Raw genomic sequence first — 19887 nt, 5'->3', positions numbered from 1 at the left:
CGCGTCGAAGCACTCAGATATTTCACCTGTTCCGCGTAATTCTGGGTTGCTTCGCTGCGTGAGCATTGTGCCTGAAGCTCACTTCGTTTTCTCGAAATACGGCACCAACCTTCCCGCAAACGGCCGATAGCTCGCGGTGACCTTATCGCCAATGGCGAGATCGTCAGTACCATGAGCCATCATGCGAAAGCCCTCGGCCGCATCGACCAGCACAATGTTGTAGGGAACGTGCGTGCGGGTTTCCGGCGTCGCGGCGCGGCACACCAGCGAGGTCGCGTAGACCGTCGCTGCTCCGCTGGCACGCTTCTCGACCGGATCCGGCGCACCACAGGCAGCGCAGAAGCTGCGGTGGAAATACTGCACGTTCTCGCAATGACCGCAGCTTTGATAGACGATGGCCTCGGCGCCCTTGGTCCAGTCGGTGATCTTGTCGGTCATCGCACCCGCTCCAGGAACATGCTGACATGCGACGACAGCACGCCGCCGTCGCCGTGCAACAGCGCGATCGAGGCATCGCGGACCTGCCGGGGGCCGGCACGCTCCGTCATCTGCAAATGCGTCTCGACCAGATGGGCCATCGCGCCGCCGACGCCGCAATGGCCGTAGCTCAAGAGCCCGCCATGGGTATTGAGCGGCATGGCGCCGTCGCGGCCAAAATGCCCTGCCCGCACTCGGGCCGCCGCTTCGCCGCGCCCGGCAAGACCGAGATCTTCCAGCAGCATCGCGAGCGTAATGGTGAAACTGTCGTAGACAGCGGCGTAACGCACATCCGATATCGCGACGCCGGATGCTGCCTTTGCCTTGGCGATCGCGATCTCGGCGCCGAGTTCGCTTAAACGCGGGGCGGCCGTGACGTGCTGATGGGTATGCGCCTGCGCACAACCACGCACGCGAACACGGATCGCACTGGTCGGCTCGCGGCTGACCACGAACGCCGCGCCACCATCGGACACCGGGCAGCAGTCCAGCAATTTGAGCGGCATCGCCACCGGCTTTGAGGCCATCACGTCGGCGACCGTGATCGGCTCGTGGAACTGAGCACCCGGATGGGTCGAGGCGTGGGCGCGCATCAGCACAGCGAATTCGGCGAGGTCTTCCTGGGTGACGCCATACTCGTGCATGTAGCGCGACGCGACGAGACCGTAATAAGCGGGGATCGTCGGTCCCAACGTCACCTCGTAATCGGGATGGCCGACCTGCGCCAGCGCCTGGATCGAGGCGTCGCGGCTCTGCCCGGTGAGACGGTTTTCGCCGCCGACCACCAGCACATGTTTTGCCACGCCGGCGTCGACCAGATGATGCGCGAGCATGGTCATCGCGAGTCCGGTGGCGCCGCCGACCTGCACGGCGTGTGCGTAGGATGGCTGAATGCCAAAATGCTCGGCGAACACGGTTGCCAGCATGATGTGCGGCGAGACGGTCGAATAGCCGCAGAGAATCCCGTCGATCTCCGATCGCCTCAAGCCGGCATCGGCAATGGCGAGCTCAGCCGCCTTGCTCATGAGATCGAGCGAGGACGAGCCTTCATGCTTGCCGTAGGACGTCAGCCCGACACCGGTGATGAAGCTCATGGTTGTTCCGTTTCCCTCGCCGTCATTCCGGGGCGCGTCGAAGACGCGAACCCGGAATCTCGAGATTCTCCGGTGCGCAATTGCGCACCATAGTTCGTCGCTTCGCGCCGCCCCGGAATGACGTTGTGGAGAGGCCGATTTCTCATCCTCAATACGACTTCGGCAGACCCAGTACCTTCTCCGCAATAAAACTGAGAATGAGTTGCGGGCTGATCGGGGCGATGCGGGGGATCAGGGATTCCCGCAAATAGCGCTCGACGTGATACTCCTTGGCATATCCGAATCCGCCATGCGTCATTACTGCCTGTTCGCAGGCGTGGAAGCCGGCTTCGGCGGCGAGATATTTTGCGGCGTTGGCGGCCGGCCCGCATTGCATGCCCTCGTCGTATTGCCAGCCGGCCGAGAGCACCATCAGCCATGCCGCTTCCAGCTCCATCCAGTTCTTCGCCAGCGGATGCTGGATGCCCTGGTTCATGCCGATCGGACGATTGAACACGATGCGGTTCTTCGCGTAGGCCGAAGCCCGCGACAGCGCGACCTGGCCGAGACCCACCGCTTCTGCCGCGATCAGGATGCGCTCGGGATTCATGCCGTGCAGGATATATTCGAAGCCGCGGCCTTCTTCGCCCAAGCGATCCTCGACCGGGATCTCGAAATTCTCGAAGAACAATTCGTTGGAATCGACAGGCTTGCGGCCCATCTTTTCGATCTCGTGCACGGTGACACGCTGCTTGTCGAAATCCGTGTAGAACAGGCTGAGCCCGTGGGTCGGATTCTTCACTTCCTCGAGCGGCGTGGTGCGTGCCAGCAGCAGAATCTTGTTGGCGACCTGGGCGGTGGAAATCCAGACCTTTTGGCCATTGACGACATATTTGTCGCCCTTGCGCACCGCGCGGGTTTTCAGTTGCGTCGTGTTCAGCCCGGTATTGGGTTCGGTCACCGCGAAACATGACTTGTCGCGACCGTCAATGATCGGCGGCAGCATGCGCGTGCATTGCTCCCTGGTGCCGAACACGACGACGGGATTGAGCCCGAACACGTTCATATGCACGGCGGATGCGCCGGACATGCCGGCGCCCGATTCCGCAATCGTCCGCATCATGATCGCGGCGTCGGTGATGCCTAGCCCCGACCCGCCATATTCCTCGGGGATGCAGATGCCGAGCCAACCGGCATCCGCCAGCGCGCGGTGGAAGTCGGCGGGGTAGCCGCCTTCCTTGTCCTTCTTCAGCCAATAGGCATCGTCGAAGCGCGAGCAGATTTTGCCGACCGCGTCGCGGATCGATTCCTGGTTGGCTGACAGCGCAAAATCCATCTATCCCATCCTTACGTGTTAAACGCGGCCTTGGTGACGCCATCGCGCACCAGCGCTGCGATCTCATCCGATGAAAAACCGGCTTCCTGGAGGATTTCCGCGCCGTGCTCGCTCAGGCGCGGGGCCAGCCGCTTCGTTTCAACCGGCGTTTCCGAAAATCGCGCCGATGGCTTCATGTTGCGGATGCGGCCCTCGGTCGGATGATCGACGACCGGGAAGAAATCGGTCGCTACGATGTGGGGATCCCCGAGCAGGCTTTCGAGGTCGTGCATCGGCATAACAGGCACATCGGCCTTCTCCAGGATGTCGCTCCATTCGGCCGTTGTTTTGGTCTCAAGAATGCGCGCCAGTTCGGCATAGACCGTGTCGATGTTGGCGGCGCGGCCGGCGAAGGTTGAAAATTTCGGATGGACGCGGAGATCGTCTCGCCCCGTTGCATCGAAGAAATTCTGCCACTGCTTGTCGTTGTAGACGATCACGCAGATGTAGCCGTCGGAGGTCCTGTAGGGGCGCCGATCCGGCGACAGATGCCGGGCGTAGCCGCCCTTGTCGAGCGGCGGCTCATAGGTGAGACCGCCCATGTGATCGCCCATCACAAACCCAGCCATGGTTTCGAACATCGGGATATCGACGCGCTGGCCGCGTCCAGTACGGTTGCGATCGACGAGGCTGGCGCAGATCGCGCCCACCGCCGTCAGTCCGACGATACGGTCGACCAGCGCATTCGGCACATAGCGCGGCACGCCATCGGCGGTCTGCGCCATCAGCGCCGGCAGTGCCGTCGCGCCCTGGATCAGATCGTCGTAAGCAGGCTTTGCCGCATAGGGCCCGTCCTGGCCGAAGCCGAACACGCCGGCATAGATCAGCCGCGGGTTGATTTTCGACACCACGTCGTAGCCGAGATTCAGCCGTGCCATCGCCTGCGGGCGCACGTTGTAGACCAGCACGTCGGCGGATCCGATCAGCCGCAACACGGCATTCCGCCCGGCGGGCTTCTTCAAATCGAGACAAATCGAGCGCTTGCTGCGGTTGGTGTTGAGGAATACCGGTCCCATGCCGGGATGGCGGGTCGGCCCGATTTGTCGCGTCACGTCGCCATCGAGCGATTCCACCTTGATGACGTCAGCGCCGTAATCGCCGAGCATCTGGGTGGCATAGGGCCCCATCAGCACGGTCGTCATGTCGATGACCTTGATGCCCTCCAATGGTCCCATGGCTCAATTCGCTCCCGGATTGTCGTTCCGGCCAAGTAACGGCAGCGGGTTAGGAAGATCAAGCGCGCCGGACGTATGGACGTATGCGCTGGAGACCAACAACCGATGTCGTCCCTGCGAACGCAAGGGACCCATACGCCGCGGCCCTTCCGTTGAGCGATGAGTCACCTACCAAGACAATTAATGCCTGTGGTTATGGGCCCTGCGTTCGCAGGGACGACGATGGTCGATGCCTGTGGCGGCTATTTCTTCGGCGGCTCGTTCTGGGATCTCGCGTCGCGCTCCCGGGTCAGGCGTTCCAGCTCTTCATTCTGCTGGCTAAGGCGGTCAGCGATGCGCGCTTCGTTCCGTTCGCCGGAGGCGGCGGCAGCCTGTTCGATCAACTGCCGGATATTGTCTTCCAGAATCCTGATCCGGCTGTTGAGCTCTGCCAGCGACAGCGAACTTTCGTTACCCATGATGCAGGCTCCGGAAAATTGTAGGGTGGGCAAAGCCACCGGGTCACGCGAAATGCGCGTCCGATGACAGGCTCCGCGTGCCCACCAGTCTCATCGCGCGGCACTCAGGGGTGGGCACCGGCGCTAGCGCGCCTTTGCCCACCCTATAATAGCTACGATAGCACGTTTCGCGGCTACTTCGCAGGTTCCAGCACGGAGACGTAGTTCGCCACCGCCGCACCGCCCATGTTGAAGATGCCGGCGAGCTTGGCATTCTTGAGCTGCATGCCCTCGGGCGCCTGGCCGACGAGCTGCATCGCGCTCATCACGTGCATGGAGACGCCGGTGGCGCCGATCGGGTGGCCTTTGGCCTTCAACCCGCCGGATGGATTGATCGGCAGCTTGCCGTCTTTCTGGGTCCAGCCTTCCTTGATAGCGCGGGCACCCTGCCCGCGCGGCGTCAGGCCCATTGCCTCATATTCGATCAGTTCGGCGACGGTGAAGCAGTCATGGGTTTCGACAAAGGAGAGATCGGAGAGCTGCACGCCGGCCTGCGCCAGCGCGCGCTGCCAGGCCACGGTGCAGCCTTCGAACTGCAGGATGTCGCGCTTGGACATCGGCAGGAAATCCTGCGCATGGGCGGTGGCGCGGAAGTTCACCGCCTTGCCCATGGTCTTCGCGGTTTCCAAATCCGTCAGCACCAGGGCTGCCGCGCCATCCGACACCAGCGAGCAATCGGTGCGCTTCAGCGGGCCGGCCACGAACGGGTTCTTCTCGCTCTCGGCGCGGCAGAACTCATAGCCGAAATCCTTGCGCAACTGCGCATAGGGGTTGGCAACGCCGTTCTTGTGGTTCTTGGCAGCGATCATCGCCAGCGCGTCCGACTGGTCGCCATATTTCTGGAAATAGCTTTGCGCGATCTTGCCGAACACCCCGGCAAAGCCGCCGACGGTGTCGCCGTCCTCGGGCAAATAGGATGCTTTCAGGAGGTAACGCCCGATATCGGCCGAGGGCGTCCGCGTCATCTGCTCGACGCCGACTACCAGCACGATCTTCGCCGCGCCCGAGGCGATCGCCCTGATACCCTGATGCACCGCCGCCGAACCGGTGGCGCAGGCGTTCTCGACCCGGGTGGCCGGCTTGAAGCGCAGTTTGGGGTCGGCCTGAAGCACCAGCGAGGCCGTGAAATCCTGCGGCGAAAAACCAGCGTTGAAATGGCCGAGCACGATCTCGTCGACGTCTTCGGCAGAAATGCCGGCGTCGGCCAGCGCGTCGGTCGCCACCTTGACCACGAGGCTTTCGACGGTTTCCGCGTCGAACTTGCCGAATGGCGTGTGCGCCCACCCCACAATGCTGGCTGTCATGGTCGTTCTCCTTGTTCCGGTTCCGGCCAATTTGTAGCCTATCGGGGAAAAGACTTCACGCCGGTTTCAGCGATTTCAGGGTCCGCGCGCACATGGCGGTTATGCCGGCCCAGTTGCCGGACCGGATATCCGCCGCCGGGCAGAGCCAGGAACCGCCCACCGCCACCACATTAGGCTCGGCCAGCCAGGTCGCCGCATTGGCTTCGCCGATGCCGCCGGTGGGGCATATCAGGATATTCGGAAACGGCCCCGCCAGCGCCCGAAGTGCCTTGATACCGCCGGCCTGCTCGGCGGGGAAGAATTTCACCAGGTCGAAGCCGGCCGCCAGCGCCTGCATCAGCTCGGAAGCGGTCGCGATCCCAGGCGCAAACGGCAGCTCGCTTGCGGCGGCGGCCTTCAACAGCTCCGGCGTCGCGCCGGGGCTAATGCCGAATTTGGCCCCGAGCGCCCTCGCCCTTGCCAGATCATCGGCATCTAAAATTGTACCGATGCCGACAATGGCTTCCGGCACCTCTGTGATCATGGCCTTGGCGGCGTCTGCGGCGACCGGCGTTCGCAGGGTGACTTCCAGCACGCGCACCCCGCCTGCAACCAGCGCGCGGGCCAGCGGCACCGCGTCCTCCAGCCGATCGATGGTGAGCACGGGGATCACCGTCGCGGACTTGAAGATGGCGGCGAGTTGTTCCTGCCTTGTGGTTGCAGTCATGGAGATGCCTTGCCAGAGGTAGCGGGAATGAGTCCGGGCGGCATCGCCGCACGCGGGATGATAGCCCCGGGATGACATACCACAACGCCGGCCAGACGATGCCCCGCGCGGGCGGCTTCCTTCGGGTCCGCGCCCGCAAGCCGCGCGGCGACATAGGCCGCGGCAAAACTGTCGCCGGCCGCGGTGGTGTCGACGACGGGCGCCTTTAGCTGCTCAGCCCTGATCTGGTGCGAAACGCCCGCCAGCCGCAGAATGCTCGCGGGTTCGGACAATTTTAGAACTACTTCGTTGCCCGGAATCCGCGCCAGCAAGGCTTCATTGCTTTCGCCGGGATGGAGCGGCAGCAGGTCCTCCGTCGAAGCCAGTACGATATCGGCGAGTTCGAAGGCATCGTGATAAACGGCGCGCGCGACGTCGAGATCGGGCCAACCACGGGCGCGGAAATTGGTGTCGAAGGCAAACCGCGCCCCGGCCTCACGCGCGCGCTTGACGGCCGCGAACAGCCGCGCCCGTCCCTCCTCGCCATAAAGCGATAACGTGATCGCCGAGAGATAGATCATCTCATAGGTAGCCAGCGAACCCAGGATCTCCGGCGTCTGCGGCAAATCCATCAGGCTGCGCGCGGCAGCGCTGTCGCGCCAGTGAAAGAACCGGCGCTCGCCCTTGTCGTCGGTCTGGATCATGTAGAGACCCGGCAGCTTGCCCGGCAGCCGCGCCACCCGTGTTGTCCCGACCCCTTCCGCAGCCCAACCGGCAATCATCTCATCGCTGAGGCTGTCATCACCGAGTGCGGTGATGTAGTCGGCGCCGGCGCCGAGGCGGGCGAGATAGACGGCAGTGTTGAGGGTGTCGCCGCCATAGCCGCGCGAAAACAGGCCGGCCTGGGTCCCTTGGGCCTGCTTAAGCTCGATCATGCACTCGCCGATGCAGGCAACTTTGGTCATGGCCGCATCCGCGCAAACTAGCGTAAAGTCACATTAGGCCGCAAACTTGCCGCCGAGCTCATCCTCGATATGGATCCGGATGATATCGTCAAACGTCTTCTCGGCGGTGGTGAAGCCGAGCTTGAGCGCGCGGGCGGTGTCGAAATCCCGCGGCCAGCCGCTGACAATGCCGATGATGGTCGGATCGGGCACGCGCTTGATGCGGGCGGTGACGTTCTTGCCTGCGACGCGATCGAGTGCTGCGATCTGCTCGCCGACGGTTACCGACATGCCGGGCATGCTGAGATTGCGACGCGGCCCCATCGTATTGAGGTCCATGGTGCCGGCGTGCATCAGGAACCCCACCGCCGATTTCGGCGAGGCATGCCAGTGCCGTACGTCCTCGGACACCGGCAGCACCGCCTCCTCGCCGGCCAACGGCTCGCGGATGATGTTAGAGAAGAAGCCGGACGCAGCCTTGTTCGGCTTGCCCGGCCGCACGCAGATCGTCGGCAGGCGGATCGAGATGCCGTCCAAAAGGCCCTTGCGCGTGTAATCGTTGATCAGGAGTTCGCAGATCGACTTCTGCGTGCCGTAGCTCGTCAGCGGCGTATGGAAGAATTCGTCGCCGATCTTTTCCGGGAACGGCGCGCCGAACACCGCGATCGAGGACGTGAACACCAGCCGCGGCTTGTAGCCGCCGCCGGCGTGGCGGATGGCATCGATCAGATATCGTGTGCCGTCGAGATTGATCCGGTAGCCCTTGTCGAATTCGGCCTCGGCCTCGCCGGAGACGATTGCGGCGAGATGAAAGATCACCTCCGGCCGATCGGCGATCAGCGGCTCTGCCGCGCCGGGATCGGCAAAATCGGAAGCCACGACTTGAATCGGGATCGACGCATTGGCGGGCTTGGCCGGCGCCACCACGTCCTGCAGCGTCATGCGGGTGATTTCGTGCTTGCCGAGGCGGCCGTCGCGCAACAACCGTTCGGTCAGCTTGCGGCCCACCATGCCGGCGGCACCGAGAATCAGAATGTGCAAGACCCCTACTCCCTCTTCATACTTGGTCGTCCCGGCCTTGAGCCGGGACCTATACGCCGCGGCCGATGCGATCAAGATGGGATGGTTGACGGCTTCGTCTCAACAATTGCCGCCGGTGGTTATGGGTCCCTGCTTTCGCAGGGACGACAGCGATAGCTTTGCTATTTCTTGATGCGGGCCCTAGGCGCTCACTCTTTCACAGCTCCCGTCATGGCCGACACATAATGCTCGACGAAGAAGGCGTAAAGAATGACCAGCGGCAACGAGCCCGCCAGCGCGCCCGCCATCAGCGAACCCCAGCGATAGATATCGCCATCGACGAATTCGTTGACGATCGCGACCGGCACCGTCTTGTTGGATGTCGATTGCAGGAAGGTCAGCGCGTAGATGAACTCGTTCCAGCACAGCGTGAAGCAGAAGATGAACGCCGAGATCAGGCCGGGAATGGCCAACGGCAGCACTATCTTGATCAGGATCTGCCAGCGGCTGGCGCCGTCGATCAGCGCGCATTCTTCCAGCTCGAACGGGATGGTCTTGAAGTAACCCATCAACAGCCAGGTCGAGAACGGGATCAGGATGGTCGGATAGGTCAGGATCAGTGCCATCGGCGAGTCGAACAGGCCGTACTGGAACACGACGGTCGCGAGCGGAATGAACAGGATCGAGGGCGGCACAAGATAGGCCAGGAAGATCAGGCCGCCGACCAGGTTGGCACCCTTGTAGCGGAGACGAACGATGGCATAGGCGGCGAGCACGCTCGCAATGATCGACAGGATGGTGGCGCAGACCGCCACATACATCGTGTTCCAGAGCCACATCGGATAGTGGCTTTCGAACAGGAGCTTGTAAAAGTGCTTGAAGGTCGGATTCCAGGTCCAGAACGGGTTGTACTTGTCGAGATCGAGCAGTTGCTCGTCCGGTTTGATCGCCGTCAGCCCCATCCAGTAGAACGGGAATATCAAGATGACGACGATGATCGACAACGGCAGATAGAGCGTCACCATCCGGCGCGGCACCGAATGCAGATAGCTCATGCCCTCGCTGTGATCGTCCTTCGCAACCGTCGGTGCCGAGCTATGCAGTACGGCCTTGAGATCGATCCGAGAGGTGGGCAGGTCAGTCATTGCTCTCTCCCTGCTGCCACTTGCGGCGTTGCAGCCCGAACCAGGACACCATGATCGCGGCGAGCAGGAACGGAATCATCGCGCTTGCGATCGCCGCGCCCTCTCCCAATTGGCCAGCGATGATCGCCCGCTGGTAAGACAAGGTCGCCATCAGGTGGGTGGCGTTGACCGGACCACCCCGCGTCATCGCCCAGATCAACTGGAAGTCGGTGAAGGTGAACAACACCGAGAATGTCATCACGACAGCGATGATCGGTGTGAGCAGTGGATAGGTGATGTGGCGGAACATCTGCCAGCGGGTGGCGCCATCCAGCGTCGCGGCCTCATAGAGCGACGGAGACACCGTCTGCAGGCCGGCAAGCAGCGTGATCGCGACGAACGGCACGCCACGCCAGATATTGGCGAAGATCACGCAGATGCGCGCCCATGTCGTGTCGCCGAGGAAATTGATGTTCTCGGTGATCAGCCCCATCTGCTTCAGCGACCACGAGATGATCGAGAACTGCGAGTCGAAGATCCACCAGAATGCCAGCGCCGACAGTACGGTCGGCACGATGAAGGGGATCAGCACCAGCGCGCGTAGCATCGCCTTGAACGGCATGTTCTCGTTCAGGAGCAGCGCCAGATAGAGCCCGATACCGAATTTGATCGCGCTGGCGACGAACGTGTACAAAAGCGTATTGAATACCGAGAGCCAGAAGATGGCATCGTCCCACAGCCACTCGTAATTCTCGGTCCCGACAAATGCCCCGACGCGGCCGATGCGGGTGTCGGTGAACGAAAGCCAGATACCGAGGCCAAGCGGATAGGCCAAGAAGAAAATCAGGAACACCAGCGCCGGCACCATGAACCAGAAGCCCAGCCAGTTACGGTTGTGCTTGAGCTGGTCCCATGCGCTGGCCTCGCGAATCTCCGTCTTGGCGCGTCGTGGCGCGATTGCGATGTCAGCCATGGGGCGATGTCCCGATTGAAAATGAATGGAGCGGATGGCGGTCACCCGCCATCCGCTCCGGTTCTTGTTAGCGATAGATACGCTTCAACTGCCGCTCGGTTTCCGCGATTGCGGTCTTGGCATCCTTGGCGCCGGTGCAGTAGTTGGCGAACATGTCGACCACCAGGAAGTCGGCGATCGCGGTTGCCGCCTTCTCGCCCGGCGTACCGATGCCGGACGCGGGAAGCGCGCGCTTGCTCGCCTGGCTGAACACCTGGTTCTTCGGATCCGCAGTCCAGACCGGCGAGTTATCGTAGGCATTGAGCGTGTGGGTGAGATAGCCGCGCGCGCCCATCAGCCACTTGTCGTAGTTTTCCTTCTCCAGCATGAAGGCGATGAAGGCCTTCGCGGCGTTCGGATATTTGGTGAACTTGAACGCCAGGATCGGCACGCAGAGCTGCAGTTCGGTCGGCTTCCCGATGGGACCGACCGGCCACAGCGCATGATACGTATCTTCGGTGAGTTCCTTCTTGGTCGGATCGTCCTTCGCCGCGACATAGATTGAGATGCCGTTGGCGGTGCAATGCAGTTCGCCCGACAGAAACGCCTTGTTGTTCGACGAATCATTCCACGACGCGACGCCGGGAATAAAGGTGTCGGACAGCGCCTTGCAGTACTCGAGCGCCTTTACGGTCTCGGGTGAGTTGATGATGACCTTGTTGTCCTTGTCGACGGTGTAGGCCCCGTGACCCCAGAGGATCCAGTGCAGCCAGGCATTGGCGTCGCCCGAGGCGTGGCCCAGCGGGAAACCAGCCGGCGTGTTGTTCTTCTTCAGCGCCTTGCACATCTCAAGGAAACCCGGGAAGTCTTTCGGGAAATCCTTGAAACCGGCCTTTTCCACCGACGATTTGCGGTAGGTCATGTAGCCGCCGATGGTCGCGACCGGGATACCGAGCCAGTTGTTGCCCTGCTTGCAGGTCACCGCCGCAGCTTCGGTCCAGCCACCGTATTTCTTGCCGAGATAGTCGGCGACGTCGTTCAGCTGCAGCACTTGCGCCGGGAACAGCTGCGGCAGCGTGTGCAGGCCCCAGGCGAGGTCGAGGCCCGAGCCGGTGTTGGCGGCAACGGATGCCTTCGGCTGCACGTCCTCGAACGACTCCGAGAACACGTTCATCTCGGTGCCGGTCGCGGTCTTGAACGCGGCGACCATGGCATTGAAGGCCTCGTCTTCCGCCGGTACGAAGCGCTTCCAGCGCATCACGGTGAGCTTGGCGCCGGGCTCGGCCTTCCAGGGCGAGGCTTGCGCCCAGGCCTTGGCGAAATCGAGCAGTGCCGGTCCGGTCAAGGCGCCGGCCGCAGCCAGCGCCGTGCCACCCTGAAGCAGAGAGCGGCGGGTAAAGTCGTGCATGGTCCATCCTCCCTTTGAATATCTTTTTTGGTTATTGCTCAGCCACTTTAGTTTATTGCTCAGCCATTCAGTCGCTTTCCTGTCGTCTCGTCGAACAGATGCACGAGCGACGGATCCGGCTTGAGCCGGACCTTGTCGCCCGGACTGAATTGATGTCGCTCGCGGAACACGGCGACCACCTGCTCTCCGCCAAGCTTGGCGAAAACCTGGGTTTCCGAACCGGTCGGCTCGACCACGACGATCTCGGCTTCGGCGCCGTCATCGGCGATGGTGAAGTGTTCGGGCCGCACGCCGTAGACTGCCGGCTGACCTTCGGAATTGGCGGGCGCAGTTTTCAGCGGCAGCTTGACGCCGTTCGGACCTTCGAACCCGGCGCTGCCGTTCGACTTCACCTTGCCTTTAAGGAAGTTCATCGCCGGCGAACCGATGAAGCCCGCGACGAACTGATTGGCCGGAGTGTCGTAGAGCTCGAGTGGCGTGCCCATCTGCTCGACGATGCCGTCGTGCATCACCACGATCTTGTCGGCCATGGTCATGGCCTCGATCTGATCGTGGGTGACGTAGACGGTCGTTGTCTTCAGCCGCTGGTGCAACTCCTTGATTTCGGTGCGCATCGCGACGCGCAGCTTGGCATCGAGGTTGGAAAGCGGCTCGTCGAACAAAAACACTTGCGGGTCGCGCACGATGGCGCGGCCCATGGCGACGCGCTGGCGCTGGCCGCCCGACAATTGCCGGGGATAGCGCTCGAGCAGCGGCGTCAGGGCCAGGATTTCCGCGGCACGCTTGACGCCGTTCGAGATTTCGTCAGGCTTGGCGCCGCGCAGCTTGAGCGAAAAGCCCATATTGTCGGCGACCGTCATGTGCGGATAGAGCGCGTAGTTCTGGAACACCATGGCAATGTCCCGCTCTTTGGGCTGGACATTGTTGACCACGCGGTCGCCGATCGAAATCGTGCCTGAGGTGATGTTTTCGAGGCCGGCGAGCATCCGCAACAAGGTCGATTTGCCGCAACCGGAAGGGCCGACGAGCACGACGAACTCGCCATCCTCGATCGGAATCGACACGCCGTGCAAAACTTCAAAATTGCCGAACGACTTTCGCACGTCGCGAATCTGTACCGACGACATCGAACTCTCTCCCCTCATCTTCTGTTTTGTGGCGCCACGGGTGGGCGGCGACGCCCTGCTGTCTTTTCGACTTTAATGCCGGAAGCCGAATTCAACCGTCATCATCATCCGCAGTTTGGCGGCTTTTAGCAATCCGATGGTAGCGCTGTCAATAATTGTTCAAACGTCTAATCTGTTGTGATATGAGCGCAAGATGGGACGAAAACAGACAAAGTCTGGCAAAATCCGCCTCACCGAGGTCGCCAAGCTCGCCGGCGTCAGCCCAATCACGGCATCGCGTTTTTTCAGGAATCCCGAAGCACTGTCGTTGAGCAAGCGGGAACGCGTCGATAGCGCGGTGAAGGAATTAGGTTACGTCCCCAATCTCGCCGCGCGCGCCCTCGCCTCGCACCGCACCGAAGTCATCGGCGTCGTGATCCCTTCCCTCACCAATAACGTATTCGCCGATGTATTGCGCGGCGTCTACGACTCTTCCGAAGGCAGCCGCTACAGCATCCAGCTTGCCAATACCCGCTACAGTATATTGCAGGAAGAGAAACTCCTGCGTCTGTTCCGGGCGCAGAAGCCGGCGGGATTGATCGTAACCGGCATCAACCAGACTGCGGAATCGCGCGCAATTCTGGAGTCCATGAATTGTCCGGTCACGCAGATCATGGAAATCGGCGACAGTCCTGTGGACATGATGGTCGGTTTCTCGCACTACGATGCAGGTTTTGCGGCCATCTCACACATTCTCGAGCAAGGATGCCAGCGTATCGGATTTCTCGGTGCACGAATGGATCCCCGCGTCCAGCGGCGGTTCGAAGGGTATCGTGATGCCATGAAAGCCGCCTCCCTGTTCGATCCGAACCTCGTTGTCACCACCTCCATACCAACCACTGTCACGCTAGGCGGGACACTGTTCGCCGATCTTCTTGCCCAGGCGCCCGACATCGACGCGGTCTTCTGCGTCAACGACGACCTTGCGCTCGGCGTGCTGTTTGAATGCCAGCGCCGCCAGATATCGGTTCCCGGTGACCTCAAGATTGTCGGCTTCAACGATCTGGAATTCATGGCTTCCGCCGTTCCGTCACTCACCAGCGTGCGCACCAATCGCTATGAAATGGGTCGGCACGCCGTCACGATGGTGATCGACGCGATCGAAGGCCGCCGCCCGAAGGAACCGGTTCTCGACCTTGGCTTTCAATTGATCGTCCGCGAGAGTTCGACGCCGCAAAGTATTTGATGGCAATTTCCGGCCAGGGATGGCATGCGGCCAGAAAATGGTAGCGCTATCTTTTGGGCCGAACTAAGATCGGATCGCTCAGACGGGAAAGGCAAGCGCGTTGCGGCGGATGAAATTTTCAGCATGGTGCATCACCGCCGTGATTTAAGCCGTCCACGAGTTTGCAGTGCGGGAGGAACCAATGAAAAATAATGACGACAAGACTGCCACCAATGGCAAAGGCCGAAGGCTGCGTTCCCTCGAATGGTTTGATAACCCGCATAATCCGGGAATGACCGCGCTCTATCTTGAGCGCTACCTGAACTACGGCTTGACGCGCGAGGAATTGCAGTCCGGCAAGCCGATCATCGGCATCGCGCAAACCGGCAACGACCTGTCGCCGTGCAACCGGCACCATCTCGAACTGGCGCACCGGGTGCGCGAGGGCATCCGCGCGGCCGGCGGCATCGCGATGGAATTCCCGACACATCCGATCCAGGAAACCGGAAAGCGCCCGACCGCGGCGCTCGACCGCAATCTCGCCTATCTCGGGCTGGTCGAAATCCTGTTCGGCTATCCGCTCGACGGCGTGGTGCTGACTACCGGCTGCGACAAGACCACGCCGGCCTGCCTGATGGCCGCGGCGACCGTCAATCTTCCCGCGATCGTGCTCTCGGGCGGCCCGATGCTGAACGGCTGGCACAACGGCGAGCGCACCGGTTCGGGCACCATCGTCTGGAAAGCCCGCGAGATGCTGGCCGCCGGCGAGATCGACTACAACAAGTTCATCGAGCTCGTGGCCTCCTCGGCCCCGTCGGTCGGCCATTGCAACACCATGGGCACCGCCTCCACCATGAACTCGCTCGCGGAAGCCCTCGGCATGTCGCTGCCGGGCTGTGCGGCGATTCCCGCGCCGCATCGCGAGCGCGGCCAGATCGCCTACGAGACTGGAAAACGGATCGTCGAGATGGTCTGGGAGGATCTCAAACCCTCCGACATCCTGACCCGCAAGGCGTTCGAGAACTGCATCGTGGTGAATTCGGCGATCGGAGGCTCGACCAACGCGCCGATCCACATCAACGCGCTGGCGCGGCACATCGGTGTCGAGCTCTCGATCGACGATTGGCAGAAACACGGCCATGACATCCCGCTGCTGGTGAACATGCAGCCGGCCGGCTTCTATCTCGGCGAGGAATATCATCGCGCCGGCGGCGTGCCGGCGGTGGTGCGCGAATTGATGGCGCACAAGCGCATTCACGAGGACGCTGTCACTGTCAACGGCCGCACCATGGGCGAGAACTGCCGCGAGGCGCCCAAGCCCGACGGCGACGTGATCTGGAGCTACGACAAGCCGCTGGTGAAGGACGCCGGCTTCCTGGTGCTGCGCGGCAACCTGTTCGATTCCGCGATCATGAAGACCAGCGTGATCTCGAAGGAATTCCGCGACCGCTACCTGATCAATCCCAAAGACCCGAATGCGTTCGAAGGCCGCGCTATCGTGTTCGAAGGCCCTGAGGATTATCACGACCGCATCGACGATCCCTCGCTCGACATCGACGAGCACTGCGTGCTGTTCATCCGCGGCGCCGGGCCGATCGGCTATCCCGGCGGCGCCGAGGTCGTCAATATGCAGCCCCCGGCGGCGCTGATCAAACGCGGTATTCTCTCGCTGCCCTGCATCGGCGACGGAAGGCAGTCCGGCACGTCGGGTTCGCCGTCGATCCTCAACGCCTCGCCGGAGGCCGCCGCCGACGGAGGGCTTGCGATCTTAAGGACCGGCGACAAGGTTCGCATCGACCTCAACAAGGGCGACGCCAACATCCTGATCACGAGCGACGAACTGAAGAAGCGTCGCGCCGAGCTGAAGGACAAGGGCGGCTTCCCCTACCCGGCCAATCAGACGCCGTGGCAGGAGGTCTATCGCTCGACCGTCGGCCAGCAGGCCACCGGCGCCTGCATGGAGCTCGCAACGCGCTATCAAAATATTGCCGGCATGGTCGGCGTGGCGCGGGATAATCATTAGGCAACAAGACCGTCATTGCCGGGCTTGACCCGGCAATCCATCCTTTTGCGAAGAAGATGGATACGCGGGTCAAGCCCGCGTATGACGTCGAGAAACAATACTCAATCGCTCAAGGAAGAAGAAAATGTCAGACCGCCTGAAAGGCAAGCGCGCATTCGTCACCGCTGCCGCCGTCGGAATTGGCCGCGCCTGCGCGGTCGCCTTTGCGCGCGAAGGGGCGACCGTGTTTGCGACCGACATCGACGAGACCAAGCTCGCCGCGCTCAAGGGCGAAGGCATTGCCGAAGTGGCGAAGCTCGACGTGCGGGACAGCGCGGCCGTCGCCGCCATGGCCAAGCGCGCCGGCAAGACCGACATCCTGCTCAATGCCGCAGGCTTTGTGCATCACGGCACCGTGCTCGATTGCTCCGACGAGGACTGGGATTTTTCGTTCGACCTCAACGTCAAATCGATGCACCGCACGATCTGCGCGTTCCTGCCAGGCATGCTGGAAAATGGCCGCGGCGCGATCGTGAACATCTCGTCCGCCGCCGGCGTGTTCAAGGCCGCGCCGAACCGTTACGTCTATGGCGCGACCAAGGCCGCCGTGGCAGCGCTGACGCGCTCGGTGGCTACCGACTTCATCGCCAAGGGTATCAGATGCAACTGCATCTGCCCCGGCACCATCGAAACCCCCTCGATGCTGGAGCGCGCCGCCGCCGCCGGTCCGAACGGACGCGAGATGTTTATCTCGCGGCAGCCGATGGGACGGCTCGGCACCGCCGAGGAGATCGCATCGCTCGCCGTCTATCTCGCCAGCGACGAAAGTGCGTTCACCACCGGTGTCGCGCATGTCATCGACGGCGGCTGGACGTTGTAGTCTAACCTCTCCCCGCTCTTCTGCGGGGAGAGGTCGGAAATTTGGCGAAGCCAAGTTTCCGGGTGAGGGGCAAGGCAGGATATTTCCGCGCACATGTTGCCTACCGAATTCACGGAGGCAGCCCCTCACCCCAACCCTCTCCCCGCGAAAGAGCGGGGCGAGGGAGCGGACCGCAGATGCGGCTAGATTGAAGTGGAGGGTTTTCGGATGAACAAGATCGACCTGAACGGCCGTTGCGCCGTCGTCACCGGCGGGGCGCAGGGTTTTGGCCGCGCCATTGCCGAGCGCTTCGCCGCATCTGGCGCGAAGGTCGCGATCTGGGATCATGACCTGCCGTTTGCGGAAAAGACCGCCAAGGAAATCGGCGCTGACGTCTCCGCCTTCAAGGTCGACGTCTCCGATCTTGCCGCCGTCGAGAAGACCCGCGACGAAACGCTAAAGGCGTTCGGCAAGATCGACATCCTCGTCAACAACGCCGGCATCGCCGGCATCAACAAGACGGTGTGGGAAACCGACCTAGACGAATGGCGCAAGGTGCTGCGCATCAACCTCGACGGTCCCTTCATCTGCTGCAAGGCGGTGGTGCCTGTGATGTTGCAGCAGAAATACGGCCGCATCGTCAACATCGCCTCCATCGCCGGCAAGGAAGGCAACCCCAACGCCGCGCATTATTCGGCCTCGAAGGCCGGCCTGATCGCGCTGACCAAGTCGCTCGGCAAAGAGCTCGCGCAGCACGACATCCTCGTCAACGCGGTGACACCAGCGGCGGCGAAAACCGCTATCTTCGACCAGCTCACACAGCAGCACATCGATTTCATGCTGTCGAAAATTCCGAAAGGACGTTTCGTCCTCGTCGAAGAACTCGCGGCGATGGTCGCGTGGCTGGCATCGGAAGACTGCGCCTTCTCAACCGGCGCGGTATTCGACATTTCCGGCGGCCGGGCGACGTACTAATCCGTAGAAGCTCAGCGCCGAGACGAGACCTCTGATGCCCGTTCAACTTCGATCGATAGACGCCAAATCAGCACCTGAGGCCGTTGGTGGTTATTCTCAAGCTTTGGAAACAACGAACGGGACCCGGCGGCTTTATATCAGCGGCCAAATTCCCGTGACTCGCGATGGCACGGTGCCGGAGAGCTTTAGTGCACAGGCGAAACTTGCATGGATCAATGTCCTTGCGCAGCTCGAAGCTGCGGACATGACCATCAGCAACCTCGTCAAGGTCACCATCTTCCTGTCCGATCGAAAATTCGCTCTCGAAAACCGTCAAGCGCGACAGGATGCCTTGGGAGACCATGCTCCCGCGCTCACAGTCATCATTGCAGGCATTTTCGAGGAGGCCTGGCTATTGGAAATCGAAGCGATCGCCGAAGCATGACAGGCAACTGGTGGCTCAAAATGTCGAATCCAGTCGCGAGGATCCAATGATGAAGGAAGGCGGTTGTCTTTGCGGCGCGGTCCGGTTCAAAGCCGAGGGTGAGCCGGTCAATGTCCGCATCTGCCACTGCCGCAACTGTCAGAAGGCGATGGGTTCGCCGTTCTTTGCCCGTGCGCTGTTCGACCAGCGGTCGCTCTCGGTCGAGGGCGACACCGCGCGCTATCCGTCATCGGAGGCGCTCGACCGGGTGTTCTGCAAGGTTTGCGGTACCAGGCTGTTTTCCCGGCGGACCAACGGCACCGTGGTCGGCGTTGCACTGGCCGCCTTCGACGACCGCAACGCCTTCGCGCCGACCGAACACATCTGGGTGTCGGAAAAGATGGCCTGGGTGCGGCTTGACGACGGCCTGCCGCAATATCAGGAAACGGTTCCGTAGCCCGTATGGAGCGCCAGCGTAATCCGGGATTATTTCGTACGCGGATGGACCGCTCCCGGATTGCGCTTCGCTCCATCCAGGCTACGATGCCGCGCAAACTGGGGCAGACCGCTTGAACATCTCACTCTATGCCATCTCGGTCTGGGTGCTCCCCCTCCTGATCGCGATCACGTTCCACGAGGCCGCGCACGCGTTTGTGGCATACAAGCTCGGCGACAATACCGCCTGGCAGCTCGGCCGGGTCAGCTTCAACCCTTTCAAGCATATCGATCCGTTCGGGACCGTGATTCTTCCGGGCCTGCTGTTGCTGGCGCATTCCCCGTTCCTGTTCGGCTACGCCAAGCCGGTCCCGGTGAATTTCCGGAACCTTAACCATCCGCGGCTCGACATGGTCTGGGTGGCGCTCGCCGGGCCCGCCACTAACATCATTCTGGCGATCGTCGTGGCGTTTGCCTTCCACGCCCTGCCCCTGGTGCCGGCAGAGGCCGCCAAATGGACCGCGGACAACCTCAAAAACGCTTTCCTGATCAATATCGTGCTGGCGATCTTCAACATGATGCCAATCCCGCCGCTGGATGGCGGCCGGGTCGCCGTCGGGCTGTTGCCGCAGGTGCTGGCTTACCCGCTGTCGCGCCTGGAACCCTACGGGATGCTGATCCTGATCGGTCTTCTGATCCTGCTTCCTGTCATCGGCGCGCAACTCGGCCTAAATCTTGATGTTATTTCGGCGATACTGCGGACACTGACCGGTTATGTGATCAGCGCGCTTCTCTTCATCACCGGCAACGCTTAAGCTTCAGATAGAAACAACGCAGGGAAGAACCGA

Annotated in this window: 20 protein-coding genes; 7 read left to right on the top strand and 13 right to left on the bottom strand. The window is 61.9% G+C overall.

The window, feature by feature from the left end:
* Positions 1 to 78 precede the first annotated feature (78 nt).
* The 13 genes from GWE18_RS03700 to ugpC form a co-directional block, all read right to left on the bottom strand.
* A complete protein-coding gene (locus GWE18_RS03700; protein ID WP_275184419.1) occupies positions 79 to 438 on the bottom strand; it encodes an OB-fold domain-containing protein in 360 nt (119 codons plus the stop codon).
* Positions 435 to 1571 carry a thiolase family protein gene (locus tag GWE18_RS03695; RefSeq protein ID WP_275184418.1) on the bottom strand — a complete coding sequence of 379 codons (1137 nt, stop codon included), beginning with the start codon at positions 1569 to 1571 and terminating at the stop codon, positions 435 to 437. Before GWE18_RS03695 ends, GWE18_RS03700 begins: the two co-directional genes overlap by 4 nt.
* A gap of 148 nt (positions 1572 to 1719) precedes the next feature.
* On the bottom strand, positions 1720 to 2886 hold the full coding sequence (locus tag GWE18_RS03690) for an acyl-CoA dehydrogenase family protein (RefSeq protein WP_275184417.1): 1167 nt from the start codon (positions 2884 to 2886) through the stop codon (positions 1720 to 1722).
* Positions 2887 to 2897: 11 nt separating this feature from the next.
* Positions 2898 to 4100: a CoA transferase gene (locus tag GWE18_RS03685; protein WP_275184416.1), complete on the bottom strand. Its 1203-nt coding sequence runs from the start codon at positions 4098 to 4100 to the stop codon at positions 2898 to 2900.
* Positions 4101 to 4342: 242 nt separating this feature from the next.
* A complete protein-coding gene (locus GWE18_RS03680) occupies positions 4343 to 4558 on the bottom strand; it encodes a hypothetical protein (RefSeq protein WP_057855240.1) in 216 nt (71 codons plus the stop codon).
* 173 nt (positions 4559 to 4731) lie between these two features.
* Positions 4732 to 5901, bottom strand: a complete 1170-nt coding sequence (locus tag GWE18_RS03675; RefSeq protein WP_275184415.1) for an acetyl-CoA acetyltransferase — start codon at positions 5899 to 5901, stop codon at positions 4732 to 4734.
* Between the two features lie 55 nt (positions 5902 to 5956).
* A complete protein-coding gene (eda, locus tag GWE18_RS03670; RefSeq protein ID WP_275184414.1) occupies positions 5957 to 6607 on the bottom strand; it encodes a bifunctional 4-hydroxy-2-oxoglutarate aldolase/2-dehydro-3-deoxy-phosphogluconate aldolase in 651 nt (216 codons plus the stop codon).
* Positions 6604 to 7551 carry a sugar kinase gene (locus GWE18_RS03665; RefSeq protein WP_275184413.1) on the bottom strand — a complete coding sequence of 316 codons (948 nt, stop codon included), beginning with the start codon at positions 7549 to 7551 and terminating at the stop codon, positions 6604 to 6606. Before GWE18_RS03665 ends, eda begins: the two co-directional genes overlap by 4 nt.
* 33 nt (positions 7552 to 7584) lie before the next feature.
* The gene (gene denD, locus GWE18_RS03660) at positions 7585 to 8571 is read right to left on the bottom strand and encodes a D-erythronate dehydrogenase (RefSeq protein WP_275184412.1); all 987 of its coding nucleotides are present in this window, start codon (positions 8569 to 8571) and stop codon (positions 7585 to 7587) included.
* Positions 8572 to 8759: 188 nt separating this feature from the next.
* Complete coding sequence (locus GWE18_RS03655; RefSeq protein WP_275184411.1) at positions 8760 to 9695, bottom strand: carbohydrate ABC transporter permease; 936 nt, start codon at positions 9693 to 9695, stop codon at positions 8760 to 8762.
* Complete coding sequence (locus GWE18_RS03650; RefSeq protein ID WP_275184410.1) at positions 9688 to 10647, bottom strand: sugar ABC transporter permease; 960 nt, start codon at positions 10645 to 10647, stop codon at positions 9688 to 9690. The genes GWE18_RS03655 and GWE18_RS03650 overlap by 8 nt, the downstream gene beginning before the upstream one ends.
* Before the next feature lie 67 nt (positions 10648 to 10714).
* Entirely contained in the window at positions 10715 to 12034 is a 1320-nt protein-coding gene (locus GWE18_RS03645) for an ABC transporter substrate-binding protein (RefSeq protein WP_275184409.1), read from the bottom strand.
* A gap of 59 nt (positions 12035 to 12093) precedes the next feature.
* Entirely contained in the window at positions 12094 to 13161 is a 1068-nt protein-coding gene (ugpC, locus tag GWE18_RS03640; RefSeq protein ID WP_057855233.1) for a sn-glycerol-3-phosphate ABC transporter ATP-binding protein UgpC, read from the bottom strand.
* Between the two features lie 193 nt (positions 13162 to 13354).
* On the opposite strand from ugpC, the gene GWE18_RS03635 reads away from it, so the two are divergent.
* From GWE18_RS03635 to GWE18_RS03605, 7 genes are all read left to right on the top strand, one after another.
* A complete protein-coding gene (locus GWE18_RS03635) occupies positions 13355 to 14386 on the top strand; it encodes a LacI family DNA-binding transcriptional regulator (protein ID WP_275184408.1) in 1032 nt (343 codons plus the stop codon).
* A gap of 181 nt (positions 14387 to 14567) precedes the next feature.
* Positions 14568 to 16388 (top strand): IlvD/Edd family dehydratase, encoded by a 1821-nt coding sequence (locus tag GWE18_RS03630; RefSeq protein ID WP_275184407.1) that lies wholly within the window; start codon positions 14568 to 14570, stop codon positions 16386 to 16388.
* Between the two features lie 124 nt (positions 16389 to 16512).
* A complete protein-coding gene (locus tag GWE18_RS03625) occupies positions 16513 to 17247 on the top strand; it encodes an SDR family oxidoreductase (RefSeq protein ID WP_275184406.1) in 735 nt (244 codons plus the stop codon).
* 207 nt (positions 17248 to 17454) lie between these two features.
* A complete protein-coding gene (locus GWE18_RS03620) occupies positions 17455 to 18201 on the top strand; it encodes an SDR family NAD(P)-dependent oxidoreductase (protein ID WP_275184405.1) in 747 nt (248 codons plus the stop codon).
* A gap of 34 nt (positions 18202 to 18235) precedes the next feature.
* On the top strand, positions 18236 to 18625 hold the full coding sequence (locus tag GWE18_RS03615; protein WP_275184404.1) for a RidA family protein: 390 nt from the start codon (positions 18236 to 18238) through the stop codon (positions 18623 to 18625).
* Positions 18626 to 18671: 46 nt separating this feature from the next.
* The gene (locus tag GWE18_RS03610) at positions 18672 to 19061 is read left to right on the top strand and encodes a GFA family protein (protein WP_275184403.1); all 390 of its coding nucleotides are present in this window, start codon (positions 18672 to 18674) and stop codon (positions 19059 to 19061) included.
* Positions 19062 to 19173: 112 nt separating this feature from the next.
* Complete coding sequence (locus tag GWE18_RS03605; RefSeq protein ID WP_275184402.1) at positions 19174 to 19854, top strand: site-2 protease family protein; 681 nt, start codon at positions 19174 to 19176, stop codon at positions 19852 to 19854.
* Positions 19855 to 19887 lie beyond the last annotated feature (33 nt).

The sequence above is a fragment of the Bradyrhizobium sp. CSA112 genome, assembly GCF_029051645.1.
In the GTDB taxonomy this organism is placed as follows: Bacteria; Pseudomonadota; Alphaproteobacteria; order Rhizobiales; family Xanthobacteraceae; genus Bradyrhizobium.
The sequence above is the reverse complement of the archived record's forward strand: the minus strand, read 5'-3'. Positions and strand labels throughout refer to the sequence as shown.

What these genes read in the sequence shown, in the direction of transcription:
- GWE18_RS03700 (WP_275184419.1), bottom strand. Translation starts at nt 438, where the DNA reads ATGACCGACAAGATCACCGACTGGACCAAGGGCGCCGAGGCCATCGTC.
- GWE18_RS03695 (WP_275184418.1), bottom strand. Translation starts at nt 1,571, where the DNA reads ATGAGCTTCATCACCGGTGTCGGGCTGACGTCCTACGGCAAGCATGAA.
- GWE18_RS03690 (WP_275184417.1), bottom strand. Translation starts at nt 2,886, where the DNA reads ATGGATTTTGCGCTGTCAGCCAACCAGGAATCGATCCGCGACGCGGTC.
- GWE18_RS03685 (WP_275184416.1), bottom strand. Translation starts at nt 4,100, where the DNA reads ATGGGACCATTGGAGGGCATCAAGGTCATCGACATGACGACCGTGCTG.
- GWE18_RS03680 (WP_057855240.1), bottom strand. Translation starts at nt 4,558, where the DNA reads ATGGGTAACGAAAGTTCGCTGTCGCTGGCAGAGCTCAACAGCCGGATC.
- GWE18_RS03675 (WP_275184415.1), bottom strand. Translation starts at nt 5,901, where the DNA reads ATGACAGCCAGCATTGTGGGGTGGGCGCACACGCCATTCGGCAAGTTC.
- eda (WP_275184414.1), bottom strand. Translation starts at nt 6,607, where the DNA reads ATGACTGCAACCACAAGGCAGGAACAACTCGCCGCCATCTTCAAGTCC.
- GWE18_RS03665 (WP_275184413.1), bottom strand. Translation starts at nt 7,551, where the DNA reads ATGACCAAAGTTGCCTGCATCGGCGAGTGCATGATCGAGCTTAAGCAG.
- GWE18_RS03655 (WP_275184411.1), bottom strand. Translation starts at nt 9,695, where the DNA reads ATGACTGACCTGCCCACCTCTCGGATCGATCTCAAGGCCGTACTGCAT.
- GWE18_RS03650 (WP_275184410.1), bottom strand. Translation starts at nt 10,647, where the DNA reads ATGGCTGACATCGCAATCGCGCCACGACGCGCCAAGACGGAGATTCGC.
- GWE18_RS03645 (WP_275184409.1), bottom strand. Translation starts at nt 12,034, where the DNA reads ATGCACGACTTTACCCGCCGCTCTCTGCTTCAGGGTGGCACGGCGCTG.
- ugpC (WP_057855233.1), bottom strand. Translation starts at nt 13,161, where the DNA reads ATGTCGTCGGTACAGATTCGCGACGTGCGAAAGTCGTTCGGCAATTTT.
- GWE18_RS03635 (WP_275184408.1), top strand. Translation starts at nt 13,355, where the DNA reads ATGGGACGAAAACAGACAAAGTCTGGCAAAATCCGCCTCACCGAGGTC.
- GWE18_RS03630 (WP_275184407.1), top strand. Translation starts at nt 14,568, where the DNA reads ATGAAAAATAATGACGACAAGACTGCCACCAATGGCAAAGGCCGAAGG.
- GWE18_RS03625 (WP_275184406.1), top strand. Translation starts at nt 16,513, where the DNA reads ATGTCAGACCGCCTGAAAGGCAAGCGCGCATTCGTCACCGCTGCCGCC.
- GWE18_RS03620 (WP_275184405.1), top strand. Translation starts at nt 17,455, where the DNA reads ATGAACAAGATCGACCTGAACGGCCGTTGCGCCGTCGTCACCGGCGGG.
- GWE18_RS03615 (WP_275184404.1), top strand. Translation starts at nt 18,236, where the DNA reads ATGCCCGTTCAACTTCGATCGATAGACGCCAAATCAGCACCTGAGGCC.
- GWE18_RS03610 (WP_275184403.1), top strand. Translation starts at nt 18,672, where the DNA reads ATGATGAAGGAAGGCGGTTGTCTTTGCGGCGCGGTCCGGTTCAAAGCC.